Origin of the sequence: Rhodoferax sp. (assembly GCF_039922535.1) — a bacterium.
GTDB lineage: Bacteria > Pseudomonadota > Gammaproteobacteria > Burkholderiales > Burkholderiaceae_C > Rhodoferax_B.
The window spans coordinates 14859-28893 of the sequence record NZ_JBDTEM010000211.1; the positions used below are offsets into that span (position 1 = coordinate 14859).

General features: G+C 62.0%; 10 protein-coding genes. 5 read left to right on the top strand and 5 right to left on the bottom strand.

The genetic code is table 11. From position 1 onward, the window contains the following. Positions 1-43 precede the first annotated feature (43 nt). Positions 44-736, top strand: a complete 693-nt coding sequence (gene rpiA, locus ABI213_RS10115) for a ribose-5-phosphate isomerase RpiA (protein WP_348008868.1) — start codon at positions 44-46, stop codon at positions 734-736. 61 nt (positions 737-797) lie between these two features. Here the strand turns inward: rpiA and ABI213_RS10120 are convergent, their stop codons facing one another. From ABI213_RS10120 to ABI213_RS10140, 5 genes are all read right to left on the bottom strand, one after another. After that, a complete protein-coding gene (locus ABI213_RS10120) occupies positions 798-1424 on the bottom strand; it encodes a glutaredoxin family protein (RefSeq protein ID WP_348008867.1) in 627 nt (208 codons plus the stop codon). Positions 1425-1492: 68 nt separating this feature from the next. After that, on the bottom strand, positions 1493-3544 hold the full coding sequence (locus ABI213_RS10125) for a M3 family metallopeptidase (protein ID WP_348008866.1): 2052 nt from the start codon (positions 3542-3544) through the stop codon (positions 1493-1495). Between the two features lie 30 nt (positions 3545-3574). Next, a complete protein-coding gene (folD, locus tag ABI213_RS10130; protein WP_348008865.1) occupies positions 3575-4441 on the bottom strand; it encodes a bifunctional methylenetetrahydrofolate dehydrogenase/methenyltetrahydrofolate cyclohydrolase FolD in 867 nt (288 codons plus the stop codon). Positions 4442-4515: 74 nt separating this feature from the next. Beyond that, complete coding sequence (locus tag ABI213_RS10135; protein WP_348008864.1) at positions 4516-5142, bottom strand: response regulator transcription factor; 627 nt, start codon at positions 5140-5142, stop codon at positions 4516-4518. A gap of 16 nt (positions 5143-5158) precedes the next feature. Continuing rightward, positions 5159-7720 (bottom strand): PAS domain-containing sensor histidine kinase, encoded by a 2562-nt coding sequence (locus tag ABI213_RS10140; protein WP_348008863.1) that lies wholly within the window; start codon positions 7718-7720, stop codon positions 5159-5161. 208 nt (positions 7721-7928) lie between these two features. On the opposite strand from ABI213_RS10140, the gene aceE reads away from it, so the two are divergent. The 4 genes from aceE to ABI213_RS10160 form a co-directional block, all read left to right on the top strand. Then, positions 7929-10634 carry a pyruvate dehydrogenase (acetyl-transferring), homodimeric type gene (gene aceE, locus ABI213_RS10145; RefSeq protein ID WP_348026923.1) on the top strand — a complete coding sequence of 902 codons (2706 nt, stop codon included), beginning with the start codon at positions 7929-7931 and terminating at the stop codon, positions 10632-10634. A 60-nt stretch (positions 10635-10694) separates the two neighbouring features. Then, the gene (aceF, locus tag ABI213_RS10150; RefSeq protein ID WP_348026925.1) at positions 10695-12383 is read left to right on the top strand and encodes a dihydrolipoyllysine-residue acetyltransferase; all 1689 of its coding nucleotides are present in this window, start codon (positions 10695-10697) and stop codon (positions 12381-12383) included. Then, a complete protein-coding gene (locus tag ABI213_RS10155) occupies positions 12383-12967 on the top strand; it encodes an MFS transporter (RefSeq protein ID WP_348026927.1) in 585 nt (194 codons plus the stop codon). Before aceF ends, ABI213_RS10155 begins: the two co-directional genes overlap by 1 nt. A gap of 15 nt (positions 12968-12982) precedes the next feature. After that, positions 12983-14035, top strand: a 1053-nt coding sequence (locus ABI213_RS10160; RefSeq protein ID WP_348026929.1) for an FAD-dependent oxidoreductase, incomplete at its 3' end; no start/stop codon positions are given.

Here is a 14035-nt window from a genome sequence, read left to right on the forward strand (position 1 = left end):
AATTCCGGGTTCTGCTTTTAGTTACAACCCCGGATTTTCCCAGATGACCAACCTCATTCCCGCACTCACCCAAGACGAACTCAAAACCCTGGTCGGCCACGCCGCTTTGCGCTATGTGGTGCCCGGCGAAATTGTCGGGGTGGGCACCGGCTCTACCGTCAACAAGTTCATCGACGCATTGGCCACCATCAAGGACCAGGTCAAGGGCGCGGTGTCCAGCTCCGAGGCCAGCACGGCGCGGCTGCTGGCGCTGGGCATTCAGGTGTTCGATGCCAACGAGGTGGGCGAGTTGGCGGTGTACATCGACGGCGCGGACGAGATCGACCACCAGGGCCACATGGTCAAAGGCGGCGGTGCAGCGCTGACCCGCGAGAAGATCGTGGCCGCCCAGTCGCGCCAGTTCGTGTGTATTGCCGACGAGAGCAAGCTGGTGCAGACGCTGGGCCAGTTTCCGCTGCCAGTAGAGGTGATTCCCATGGCCACCCACCGCATCCAGCGCCAGTTTGCCGCCATGGGCGGCACGGCCACCCTGCGCCAAAAAGACGGCCAGCCTCTGGTGACCGACAACGGCCAGCACATCCTGGACGTGACCGGCTTGCAGATCCGCGATCCGCTGGCGTTTGAGTCGCAGGTCAACCAGTGGCCGGGTGTGGTGTGCGTGGGCGTATTTGCCCACCAGAAAGCCAGCGTCTGCCTGCTGGGTACTGCCCAGGGCGTGAAGACCTTAGAATTTTAAGAAAAAAGGCCTCCAGCGCAGGTGGCATCTGCGCTGGCAGCTATAAACTCAATAGCAGAGCTTAGAACTGGATTCCGCGTGGATTGTTGCTGGTGTCGATAGGCTGCTGTGCTGGGGCATCTTGCACCGTCGGCGCGGCCGGGGCCGGTTCGGTTGCGGCCTTGCTGGCCACCAGCGGCCGGGGCGCGGGCTGTTTGTAGCTGGCGGGCAGCACCGAGGTTTTGGGGTAGGCGGCAGCATCCAGGTACTGGGTCCACTCCACATCCGAGAAGCCTTTGAGTTGTTGGCTGCCGATGGTGCCCACCGGCAGGTTGGTGCCGCCGCTGATGCGTTGCAGGGCCTCGGCATCGTCGCTGCTGTTGACCGTGCGCTCGGTGAACGGCACGCCACGCGAATTCAGCAGGTTGCGCGCGCTGGCGCAGGGGCTGCAATTGGCACTGGTGTACAGCGTCACCGGATAGCGCTGCACCACTTCCTTGAGCTCGAACGGCAGCGATGCGCTGACCGCGCTGCCACCACCGGGGGCTGCCGTGGTCACCTTGGCTTTGCTGGCGGGCGGTGGCGGCTGGTCGGAAAACGACACCTTGCCGTCTGGCCCGACGATGCGATACACCGTTTGCGCCTGCGTGCTGGCGGCCAAAGCCAGGGCGGCGCAGGCCAGAACGGTGGTGAACAGGGGAGTGCGCATAGCGGTGTCCTTTTTAACGTGAAACAACTTCCGTGGCCCGGGGTAGTCCGCACCCAAGTCCATGAAAGTTAGGCTTCGGCCATGCCTTGGTGGCGTAGCAGTGCGTCCAGTGTAGGTTCGCGGCCGCGGAAGGCCTTGAAGGATTCCATCGCCGGGCGGCTGCCACCGGCTTCCAGAATCGACTCGCGGTATTTGCGGCCGGTCTCAATACTGGGCAGGCCGTTGGCATCGGCGGTTTCTTCGAACGCGGCGTAGGCATCGGCGCTCAGCACCTCGGCCCATTTGTAGCTGTAGTAACCGGCGGCATAACCACCCGCAAAGATGTGGCTGAAAGTGTGCACGGTGCGGCTAAAGGCCGGTGCTTGCAGTACGGACACTTCGTCGCGCACCTGGCGCAGCAGAGGCATGAAGTCCTGTGCCGGGTCGTGCTCGGTGTGCAGCAGCATGTCGAACAGCGAGAACTCGATCTGGCGCAGGGTTTGCAGGCCGCTTTGGAAGTTTTTGGCGTCAAGCATCTTGTCGAACAGGGCGCGCGGCAGCGGCTCACCGGTTTGCACATGGGCGGTCATGTGCTTGAGCACATCCCATTCCCAGCAGAAATTTTCCATGAACTGGCTGGGCAGCTCTACCGCGTCCCATTCCACGCCGCTGATGCCGGAGACATCGCGCTCGTTCACCTGGGTCAGCATATGGTGCAGGCCGTGGCCGAATTCGTGGAACAGGGTGGTCACGTCGTCGTGGGTGAGCAGGGGTGGTTGCCCGTCCACGCCGTCAGCAAAGTTGCACACCAAATGTGCCACCGGGGTTTGCAATTGGCCGGTGTCGGGGCGCAGCCAGCGGGCGCGCACGTCGTCCATCCAGGCGCCACCGCGCTTACCGGTGCGGGCGGGTTGGTCGAGGTAGAACTGGCCGACTAACTGACCTGCACGTTCGATGCGGTAAAACTCCACCGACGGGTGCCACACGGGCGCGCTGTCTTTGCGGATGGCCACTTCAAACAGGGTTTCGATGATCTTGAACAGGCCGCCCAGTACTTTGGGCGCGGTGAAGTACTGTTTCACTTCTTGCTCGCTGAAGGCGTAGCGCGCTTCCTTGAGCTTTTCGCCGATGAAAGACCAGTCCCAGGGCTGCGGGTCGGTCAGGGCCAGGTGCTCGGCAGCAAAGGCGCGCAGATCGGCCACGTCTTTCAGGGCGTAGGGCTTGGCGCGCACGGCCAGATCGCGCAGGAAGCGGGTCACTTCCAGCGGCGACTTCGCCATCTTGGGCACCACCGAGACCTCGCCAAAGTTGGCGTAACCCAGCAGCTGGGCTTCCTCGCGGCGCAGCGCCAAAATCTCGGCAATGATGGCCGAGTTGTCGAACTGGGCGCCATCGCCTTCGGCCTGGTCCGACGCGCGGGTCACGTAGGCCCGGTACAGGCGCTCGCGCAGCGCGCTGGAGGTGGCGAACTGCATCACCGGCAGGTAGCAGGGCATTTTCAGCGTCAGCTTGTAGCCGTCTTTGCCTTCGGCCTTGGCGGCGGCCAACGCGGTTTGCTGCACATCGGCGGGTACACCGTCCAACTCGGCGGCAGTGGCGTAGTAGGCAAAGGCATCGGTTGCGTCGAGGGCGTTTTCGCTGAACTTTTGGCTGATTTCGGCCTGGCGTTCCTGGATGCGGGCAAAGCGTTCTTTGTCGGCACCGGTCAGGTCCGCACCGCTGAGCACAAAGTTGCGCATGGCCAGTGTGTGGGCCTGGCGCTGTTCGGGGTTCAGGCTGGTGGTGTCCACGGCCTTGTACTTGGCGTAAAGACGTTCGTCGGCCCCCAGGCGGGTCCAGAATTCGGTGACGCGGGGCAGGGCCTCGTTGTAGGCTGCACGCAAGGCTGGGGTATCGGCCACGCCGTTGAGGTGGCTCACGGCCCCCCAGGCACGGCCCAGTTGTTCGGCGCTCACGTCCAGGGCCTTGGAGATGGCTGTCCACTGCGCCGGGAAGTCCGGCTGGGTGACGGTTTCCAGCGCGGCATTGGCCTGGGCCAGCAACTGGTCCAGCGCGGGGCCTACGTGTTCGGGCTGGATCTGGTCAAACAGGGGCAGGTCGCCAAAATTTAACAAAGGATTATCGAGCAGTGGATTGGTCATGGTGGTGATGTGGCGGTGGGCTCGAAAGATTCAAGGGGCCGTGGCAAGGGAGGACGCGCGTTCCGCCGCTTCCAGCGTGTTGACCAGCAGCATGGTGATGGTCATGGGGCCGACTCCGCCGGGTACCGGAGTGATGAAGCTGGCGACCTCTTTGACACCGTCAAAGTCTACGTCGCCGCAGAGTTTGCCATCGGGCGTGCGGTTCATGCCCACATCGAGCACCACGGCACCAGGTTTGACCATGTCGGCCGTCAGCACATTGCGCTTGCCCACGGCGGCGACGATCACATCGGCTTGCAGGGTCATGGCTTTTAGATCGGCGGTGGCGCTGTGGCAAATGGTGACGGTGGCGTTCTTTTGCAGCAGCAGCAAGGCCATGGGTTTGCCAACGATGTTGCTGCGGCCAATCACCACGGCGTGCTTGCCGCGCAGGTCGTAGCCAATGCTCTCCAGCATCTTCATGCAGCCGTAAGGCGTGCAGGGCAAAAAGGACGAAGTGCCGGTCATCAGTGCGCCCGCGCTGGCGATGTGAAAGCCGTCTACATCTTTTAGCGGCGCGATGGCTTCGATGACTTTCTGGGCATCGATGTGGGCGGGCAGCGGCAGCTGCACCAAGATGCCGTGGATGGCCGGGTCGGCGTTGAGGAAGGCGATGCGCTTGAGCAGCTCGGCTTCCGACAGATCGGCCGGGTACTGCTCCAGCACCGAGTGCAGGCCCGCGTCGGCGCAGGCCTTGACCTTGTTGCGCACATAGACCTGGCTGGCCGGGTTTTCGCCCACCAGCACGACGGCCAGGCCGGGGGTGATGCCCTGGGCCTTCAAGGCGGTGGCGCGTGCAGCGACATCCAGGCGCAGGGTGCGGGAGAGGGCGATGCCATCGATCAGTTCAGCGGTCATGGGTTCAAAAATATAAGTAAAAACGCCCGCTGGCGCAGGTGCGGCGGGCGTAAGGAGCTACAAATTCAGTAGCGTCAGGTTTTCGGAGTGATCTGTCCCAGAGCGATCTTCAACAGGTCGGCCACGGTGTTGGCGTTGAGCTTTTCCATGATGTTGGCGCGGTGCGCTTCCACCGTCTTGATGCTGATGCCCAGGTCATCGGCGATTTGCTTGTTCAGGCGACCAGCGACGATGCGTTCCAGCACCTGGCTTTCGCGCGAGGTCAGCTTGGACAGTAGCGCGCCGCGGCTGGCGGCTTGCTGGTGGTCGGTGAAGGCTTCTTTGGCGTGTTCCAGCATGCGCTCGACCAGGCCCACCAGTTCGTCTTCTTTAAACGGCTTCTGGATGAAATCCATGGCGCCTTTTTTCATCGTGTCCACCGCCATGGGCACGTCGCCATGGCCGGTGATGAAGACGATGGGCAAGGGCGATTTGCGTTCGATCAAACGGTCTTGCAGCTCCAGGCCGGTCATGCCGCCCATGCGGATGTCAACGATCAAACAGGCCACTTCGCGGGCATCGAAGCGGCTTAAAAAGGACTCGGCTGAATCGAAGCAACGAACCCGGTAGTCCTTGCCTTCGAGCAGCCATTGCAACGAGTCGCGGACGGCTTCGTCGTCATCGACCACGTACACGGTACCTTTTTTGGGGATCAAACTCATGCAGTCACTCCGGGGGTTAACGTAAAAGTTCGGGGGTGTTTGCTGGGCCACTCTGTGCACCATTGGGTGTTACAGAGGATTGCGCCAACGGTATCCAGAATGAAAAACGGCACCCTGTGCCTTCGTTTCCATTGTAGAGGTTCTCTGCCTGCATCCGGCCCAGGTGGGACTCGACGATGGTGCGGCACAAATTGAGGCCAATGCCCATGCCTTCGGCCTTGGTCGAGAAGAAGGCTTCGAACAGGCGCTCCTTGACTTCGGGGGCCAGTCCGTTGCCGGTGTCGGCCACCGAAAACTCGATTCCGGCCTTGTCGTTCACCACCTTGGGCACCACCCGCAACTCGATATTGCGGTTGGCGGTGGGGCGCTGCGCCAAGTCGATGGCTTCGGCGGCGTTGCGCAGCAGATTCACCAGCACCTGCTCGATCAGAATCGGATCTACCTGCAGCTGGGGCAGCCGGGCAGCGACGTAATGGCTCAGGCGCACATTGCGCCGGCGCAGCTCGATACCGGCCAGCTCCATCGCCTCAAACACCATATGCTCCACGTCGGACGGGCTGCGGTTGGGTTCGCTGCGCTTCACAAACGACTGGATGCGCTGGATGATCTGGCCCGCGCGCTGGGCTTGGCGGGCGGTTTTGTCCAAGGCGGCCAGCAGGTCGGCTTCGGCAATGCCCGGGCCTTTGATGCGCGACACCATGCCGTTGCAGTAGTTGCTGATGGCGGCCAGCGGCTGGTTCAGCTCGTGGGCCACGCTGGAGGCCATTTCGCCCATGGTGATCAGGCGGCTGGAGCTTTGGGCGCGCTCGGCCTGGGCAGCAGATTGCTCTTCGGCGCGGCGGCGCGGCGTGATGTCGGTGGCAATCACCATCTGCACCAGGCGGGCATCAACCCAACTGAGGTAGCGGGTGCGTACCTCCAGCCACTTGCCCAGCTCGGGTACAAAGACTTCGGTGCTTTCCGACTGGGTGTCGGTCAGGCTGTCGGTGGGCAGGCCGACAAACGCGTCCACATCGTCGTCCATGGCTTCGTCGCTGGCCGGGATGCTGGGCACACCGGCTTCGGCCACCAGCTTTTCGTGGCCCTCGGTCTGCACGCCGAACCAGAGGCGGTAGAGTTTGTTGGCAAACAGCAGCTCATGGCTGTTGATGGGTGCTACAGAAACAGAAGCGTCCAGCGCTTCCAGCACCTTGGTAAACCGCTCATACGATGCCGATAATTGCTCGCGCACCCGGTTGGGCTCGGTGATGTCGGTCATCGAGGTCATCCAGCCGGTTTGCTTGCCCACTGCGTCTATCAGCGGCGACACGTACATGCGGCCATCAAAAATACTGCCATCGCGGCGCTTCACCCGCACCTGGAAGCCGCCGGGCGGGGTGCGGCCGTTCAGCTCGTCTTCCAGCCGGGCCACCAGAAAGTCGCGGTCTTCTTCGGGCCAGTGCACAAACGGGGCGGTGTGGCCCACCAGGGCGGATTCGCTCCAGCCGGTCATGCGGCAAAACGCGGTGTTGACGTAGGTGATGCGGCCTTGCATGTCCAACGCGCGCATGCCGGTCAGCATCGAGCTTTCCATGGCGCGGCGGAAGTTGGTTTCCGATACCAGGGCCTGCTGGGCCTGCAGACGGCGGCGGGTGTGCTTCCAGTTGCCGATCAGCATCCATGCCGTCAAGATACTCAAGGCACCCACCAGCCAGAACAGGCCGCTGCCAATTACCCCTTGCGAAGTGCGGTAGGCCTGGGCCCGCAGCACCAGGCCGTTGCCCACCGGTGATACCGGTACTTCATAGGGCTCTGATTGGCTGGACCATGGCAGCAGCCGGGCACCCACCATATGGATAGGCGCGGCATTGCCCGCCAGCACCTGGCCGTTGCCATTGAGCAGGGCCACTGCGTACTTGGCCAGCACCTCGGCGGGCACGCCGTAGCGCAGCAGGCTTTCATTGGAATATTCGGCCAGCAAAACGCCTGCGAAGTGGCCCCGGTCGGACAGCGGGATGTGCAGTTGCAGCAGTGGCACGCTGTCTGGCGTGCCTGCGGGCTGGGCGTACACCGGCTGCTGCAGGTCGCGCGCCAGGCTGAAAGTGCTTTCGGTGTCGCCGCCGGGCCGCAGCAGCGTGTCTACGGCGCGCACCTGCGGAGCGGGCAGGCTGGGCGCAGCGTAGCTGGCCTTGATGCGGCGGCGCTCGTCGATCCAGCTAACGGACTGCAAATCAGGGTGCTGTGCCACCAGCGATTCGGCGCGGCTGATGAATTCTTCGGCGTCCACCTCTTCGTTAGAGATGTCGCGGCCAATGCGCATGAGCTGCTCTTGGCGCTCTAGCAGGCGCAGGCGGATTTGCTGTTGGGTGTATTCCACATCGCGCTTCACCGCTTCTTGTTCGCGGTCGATTTCTTCCAGCCGCAAATACATGAAGGACGAGCCAATGGCAGCCAGAAACATCAGCACCGCAATCAGCGGCGCCAGCATGGCAAAACGGTCTTGCCGATGGGGCGTTTGGCGGCCCCACCAGCGTTTCCACCAGCGTGCGGGGGCCAGCGCTGCGGGCATTTGTGAGGGTGATGTGGAGCGCTGTGGCATGCCTGAAGTGTAGGTGACAGTGTGCTTAGGCCCCAAAGCCACAAAAAACTATGCGTGTTTTTACGCAGTTTTAAGCGCTTTTAAACCACATTATGAAATCAATATTCATATATTGAAAATTACAAACTTTTATGCAAAAATAGACTTGCCGCCTTAAAAAGCCGTGCCAAACCATCAAAATACCGCTACCCAACCTAGGAGACAAAGCATGTCAGCTGTACCAGAAAGCCTGTCAGGAGCTGCGCAAACCGACGCAGACAGCCAGGAAACCCGTGAGTGGATGGATGCGCTATCCGCCGTCATTGAAAGTGAAGGCCCGGAGCGCGCCCACTTTCTGCTAGAGCAGTTGCTGGAACATGCGCGACAAAAAAGCATTGACATGCCTTTCTCGGCCACCACCGGCTATGTCAACACGATCGATGTAGACCAAGAGGTGCGTTGCCCCGGCAACATCGAGATTGAAGAGCGCCTGCGCGCCTACATGCGCTGGAACGCCATGGCCATGGTGGTCAAGGCCAACCGCCACCACCCGGTAGACGGCGGTGACCTGGGCGGCCACATTGGTTCGTTTGCTTCGCTGGCCCATATGTTTGGTGCCGGCTTTAACCACTTCTGGCACGCCGAAAACGAAAACCACGGTGGCGACTGCCTCTACATCCAGGGCCACGTGTCGCCCGGCGTGTACGCCCGCGCCTACCTGGAAGGCCGTCTGACCGAAGAGCAGTTGCTCAACTTCCGCCAGGAAGTCGATGGCAAGGGCCTGTCCAGCTACCCGCATCCCAAGCTGATGCCCAATTTCTGGCAATTCCCCACCGTCTCCATGGGCCTGGGCCCGCTGATGGCCATTTACCAGGCCCGTTTCCTCAAGTACCTGCACGCCCGTGGCATTGCCGACACCTCCAACCGCAAGGTCTGGGTGTTCTGCGGCGACGGCGAAATGGACGAAGTCGAATCCCTGGGCGCTATCGGCCTGGCCGCGCGTGAAAAGCTCGACAACCTGATCTTTGTCGTCAACTGCAACCTGCAGCGTCTGGACGGCCCGGTGCGCGGCAACGGCAAGATCGTGCAAGAACTTGAAGGCGAATTCCGTGGCTCCGGCTGGAACGTCATCAAGCTGCTGTGGGGCAGCGAGTGGGACCCTCTGCTGGCCCGCGACAAAGACGGCGCGCTCAAAAAGCTGATGATGGACACGCTGGACGGCGACTACCAGGCCTTCAAGGCCAACGATGGTGCCTACGTGCGCAAGCATTTCTTCGGCCGCGATCCGCGCACCCTGGAAATGGTCGCCCATATGACCGACGACGAAATCTACGCCTTGAAGCGGGGCGGCCACGATGCCAAGAAGGTCTACGCGGCCTACCACCGTGCCGTCAACCACAAAGACCAACCCACTGTGCTGCTGATCAAGACCGTCAAGGGCTTCGGCATGGGCAAGAGCGGTGAAGGCAAGAACAACGTCCACCAGACCAAGAAGCTCACCGACGAAGACATCAAAATCTTCCGCGACCGCTTCAACCTGCCGATTCCCGACAGCCAACTGGCCGAGATTCCGTTCTACAAGCCAGCCGACGACACGCCAGAAATGCAGTACCTGCACGAGCGCCGCAAGGCCCTGGGCGGCTACTTGCCACACCGCCGCGTCAAGGCCGACGAGTCGTTCACTGTGCCCGCGCTGGAGACCTTCAAAACCGTGATGGAAGCCACGCCCGAAGGCCGTGAAATCTCCACCACGCAAGCCTATGTGCGTTTCCTGACCACGCTGCTGCGTGACCAGGCCCTGGGCCCCCGTGTGGTGCCCATCTTGGTGGATGAAGCCCGTACCTTTGGTATGGAAGGCCTGTTCCGCCAGATCGGTATCTACAACCCCGCTGGCCAGCAGTACACCCCGGTCGACAAAGACCAGGTCATGTACTACCGCGAAGACAAGGCCGGGCAGATCCTGCAAGAAGGTATCAACGAAGCCGGCGGCATGGCCAGCTGGATCGCTGCAGCCACCAGCTACAGCACCAGCAACCGCATCATGGTGCCGTTCTACGTGTACTACTCGATGTTCGGTTTCCAGCGCATTGGCGATCTGGCCTGGGCAGCGGGCGACATGCAAGCCCGTGGTTTCCTGCTGGGTGGCACCTCGGGCCTCACCACGCTGAACGGCGAAGGCTTGCAGCACGAAGATGGCCACAGCCATATCCTGGCCAACACCATCCCCAACTGCGTCAGCTACGACCCCACGTTTGCGCACGAAGTCGGCGTCATCCTGCACCATGGCTTGAAGCGCATGGTCGAAAAGCAAGACAACGTCTACTACTACCTGACCCTGTTGAATGAAAACTACCCCATGCCCGGCCTGACCGCCGGCACGGAAGAGCAGATCATCAAGGGCATGTACCTGTGCAAGCCCGCTGCCAACGGCAAGGGCACTGTGCAACTGCTGGGCTCCGGCACCATCCTGCGCGAATCCATGGCTGCGCAAGAGCTGCTCGAAGCCGACTGGGGCATCGCCGCCAACGTCTGGAGCTGCCCAAGCTTCAACGAGTTGACCCGCGACGGCCAGGATGCCGAGCGTTTCAACCTGCTGCACCCGCTGGAAACCCCGCGTAGCTGCTTCGTGACCGACCAACTGGCCGGTTCCACCGGTCCCGTCATCGCGTCCACCGACTACATGAAGGCCTACGCCGAGCAGATCCGCCCGTTCATCCCCAAGGGCCGCACCTACAAAGTGCTGGGCACCGACGGTTTTGGCCGCAGCGACTTCCGCAGCAAGCTGCGCGAGCACTTCGAGATCAACCGCCACTACATCGTGGTCGCCACCCTCAAGGCGCTGAGCGAAGACGGTACCGTGCCCGCGGCCAAGGTGGCCGAAGCGATTGCCAAGTACGGCATCCAGGCCGATAAGGTCAATCCGCTGTACGCATAAAAACCCCCACCTTGCAGGACCACCACGCGTGGTCCTGCGCGCAACTTTGGAGACACAAACATGGCATTGATTGAAATTCATGTCCCCGATATTGGGGACTTTGACGAGGTGACCGTCATCGAGCTGATGGTCAAGCCCGGCGATACCGTCAAGGCCGACCAGTCGCTGATCACCGTCGAATCCGACAAGGCCTCGATGGAAATCCCGTCCAGCGCGGCAGGTGTGGTCAAAGAGATCAAGGTCGCCCTGGGCGACAAGGTCAAGCAGGGTTCTTTGGTGGTGATGCTGGAAGTAGCGGGTGGCGCTGCCGCCGCCCCAGCGCCCACTCCAGCGCCCGCCGCTGAGGCACCAAAAGCGGCTCCAGCGCAGGCAGCACCTGCACCGGCAGCTACAACTCCTGTAGCAGCGCCCGCGACTGCAGCTTCCGGCCCGGTCGAAATCTTTGTGCCCGATATTGGCGACTTCAAGGACGTGACCGTCATCGAAGTCATGGTCAAGGTCGGCGACACCATCAAGCAAGAGCAGTCGCTGATCACCGTTGAAAGCGACAAGGCTTCGATGGAAATCCCCTCGTCGTCGGCCGGTGTGCTCAAAGAGCTCAAGGTCAAGATGGGCGACACCGTCAACATCGGCGACCTGCTGGCGATCCTGGAAGGCGTTGCCGCACCCGCTGCAGCGGCAGCCCCTGCCGCCGCACCTGCTGTGGCCGCCGTAGCTGCCAGCCCTGCGCCTGCCGCACCTGCTGCTGCACCCGCAGCCACGGCCGCCGCACCCGCTGCGGCACACAACCCTAACGTGGCTCCCACTGGTGCGTTGCCCCACGCTTCGCCATCGGTACGCAAGTTCGCCCGCGAACTCGGCGTGCCCCTGGCCGAGGTCAAGGGTACGGGCCGCAAAGGCCGCATCACCGACTCCGACGTGCAAAGCTTCACCGCTTCGGTCATGTCCGGCGCGGTCAAAACCGCCGCCATGGCTGCCACGCAAGCCAAAGCCCCCGCAGGCGATGGCGGTGGTGGACTCGGTCTGCTGGCCTGGCCCAAGGTCGACTTTGCCAAGTTTGGCCCGGTCGAGCGCAAGGACATGTCGCGCATCAAGAAGATCAGCGGCGCCAACCTGCACCGCAACTGGGTCATCATTCCGCACGTCACCAACCACGACGACTGCGACATTACCGACCTGGAAGCCTTCCGCGTCAGCATGAACAAGGAAAACGAGAAGGCAGGCATCAAGCTCACCATGCTCGCCTTCATGATCAAAGCCAGCGTGGCCGCGCTCAAGAAGTTCCCCGAGTTCAACAGCTCGCTGGACGGCGACCAACTGGTGATGAAGCAGTACTTCAACATCGGCTTTGCGGCGGACACGCCCAACGGCCTGGTCGTCCCGGTCATCAAGGATGCCGACAAAAAGGGCGTGGTCCAGATCAGCACCGAGATGGGTGAACTGGCCAAGAAGGCGCGTGACGGCAAGCTCGGCCCGGCCGACATGAGCGGCGCCTGCTTCACCATTTCCAGCCTGGGCGGCATTGGTGGGCGTTACTTCACGCCGATCATCAACGCCCCCGAAGTGGCCATCATGGGCGTGTGCAAGAGCGCGGTCGAACCCAAGTGGGACGGCAAGGCTTTTGTGCCCAAGCTGATGCTGCCGTTGTCGCTGTCGTGGGACCACCGTGTCATCGACGGTGCCGCTGCAGCCCGCTTCAACGCCTATTTCGGTCAAGTGCTGACCGACTTCCGCCGGGTCTTGTTGTAATGACAACGGTCGTCGTGGTCAAAAAAGCGGGTGTGGTGGCAATAGCCGCCGACACGCTGGTGACCTTCGGCGACACCCGCCTGGGCCAACGTTTTGAAGACAACAGCAAAATCTTCAAGATCGACACCCCGGCGGGCCCCAGCTATGTCGGCATGGCGGGCACCGTGGCGCATTTCCCCGCGCTGCGCCTAGCCATGGCCGGGCTGCCGCCCGAGCAGCTTTTGCTGGGCAGCAAAGACGAGGTGTTCACCACCTTTACCAAGCTGCACCCGGTGCTGAAAGAGGCCTTCTTTCTGCAAACCAAAGAAGACGACAACGACCCCTACGAGTCCAGCCAGTTCAGTGTAGTGGTGGCCAACGCCACCGGCATCTACGGCCTGTACAGCTACCGCGAAGTGTTCGAGTTCAAAGAGTTCTGGGGCATAGGCTCGGGCCGCAGCTTCGCGCTCGGAGCCTTGCACGCGACCTGGAGCAGCGCCAAATCCGCGCGCGAGTTGGCCGTTCTCAGCGTACAAGCCGCCTGCGAATTCGACAAGAACTCGGCTGGTCCCGTCGAAGTGTTTACCGTCAAGTTAAAGAAATAAGTGGAGATCAAACAAATGGCATCCCTGGAAATAAAAGTCCCTGATATTGGCGACTTCGACGAAGTTACGGTCATCGAGCTGATGGTCAAAGTGGGCGACACCGTCAAACCCGACCAGTCCCTGATCACTGTCGAAAGCGACAAGGCCTCGATGGAAATCCCGTCCAGCGACGGCGGCGTGGTCACCGCGCTGAACGTCAAGCTGGGCGACAAGGTCAAGATGGGCTCGGTCGTGCTGGTGCTCGAAGCTGCCGGTGGCGCCGCATCACCAAATACAGAGTCAAAAGCGGCTCCAGCGCAGGCAGCACCTGCGGCAGCAGCTCCTGTTTCCGTAGCGCCTGCTACCACGTCCGCTCCTGCGCCTACTGCTGCCAGTTTCGGCGGCACGGCCGACCAGGAATTCGACGTAGTCGTTCTGGGCGGCGGCCCCGGTGGTTACTCCGCCGCTTTCCGCGCAGCCGACCTGGGCCTCAAAGTTGCCATCGTCGAGCGCTACGCCACCCTGGGCGGCGTGTGCCTGAACGTGGGTTGTATCCCCTCCAAAGCCTTGCTGCACGTGGCAGCGGTGATGGACGAAGTCAGCCACCTGGGTGCCCTCGGCATCGACTTCGGCGCGCCCGCCGTCAATATTGACAAGCTGCGCGGCCACAAAGAAAAGGTCATCGGCAAGCTCACCGGCGGCCTGGCTGCCATGGCCAAGATGCGCAAGGTCACCACCGTGCGCGGTGTCGGCCAGTTCGTCGGTGCCAACCACCTACAGGTCGAAGAAACCTCGGGAGCGGATGGCCAAGAGAAAACCGGCAAGACCCAGACCATCGCCTTTAAAAACGCCATCATCGCCGCCGGTAGCCAAGCCGTGCGCCTGCCCTTCATGCCGGTAGACCCGCGCGTGGTGGACAGCACGGGCGCACTGGCATTGAAAGAAGTGCCCAAGCGCATGCTGATTCTGGGCGGCGGCATCATCGGTTTGGAGATGGGCACCGTCTACAGCACCCTGGGCGCGCGCCTGGACGTGGTGGAAATGCTGGACGGCCTGATGCAGGGCGCCGACCGCGACCTGGTCAAAATC

Excerpts from the sequence above, each read along its gene's own strand:
- folD (WP_348008865.1), bottom strand. The coding sequence starts at position 4,441 with ATGACCGCTGAACTGATCGATGGCATCGCCCTCTCCCGCACCCTGCGC.
- ABI213_RS10135 (WP_348008864.1), bottom strand. The coding sequence starts at position 5,142 with ATGAGTTTGATCCCCAAAAAAGGTACCGTGTACGTGGTCGATGACGAC.
- aceE (WP_348026923.1), top strand. The coding sequence starts at position 7,929 with ATGTCAGCTGTACCAGAAAGCCTGTCAGGAGCTGCGCAAACCGACGCA.
- ABI213_RS10140 (WP_348008863.1), bottom strand. The coding sequence starts at position 7,720 with ATGCCACAGCGCTCCACATCACCCTCACAAATGCCCGCAGCGCTGGCC.
- ABI213_RS10125 (WP_348008866.1), bottom strand. The coding sequence starts at position 3,544 with ATGACCAATCCACTGCTCGATAATCCTTTGTTAAATTTTGGCGACCTG.
- aceF (WP_348026925.1), top strand. The coding sequence starts at position 10,695 with ATGGCATTGATTGAAATTCATGTCCCCGATATTGGGGACTTTGACGAG.
- ABI213_RS10155 (WP_348026927.1), top strand. The coding sequence starts at position 12,383 with ATGACAACGGTCGTCGTGGTCAAAAAAGCGGGTGTGGTGGCAATAGCC.
- rpiA (WP_348008868.1), top strand. The coding sequence starts at position 44 with ATGACCAACCTCATTCCCGCACTCACCCAAGACGAACTCAAAACCCTG.
- ABI213_RS10120 (WP_348008867.1), bottom strand. The coding sequence starts at position 1,424 with ATGCGCACTCCCCTGTTCACCACCGTTCTGGCCTGCGCCGCCCTGGCT.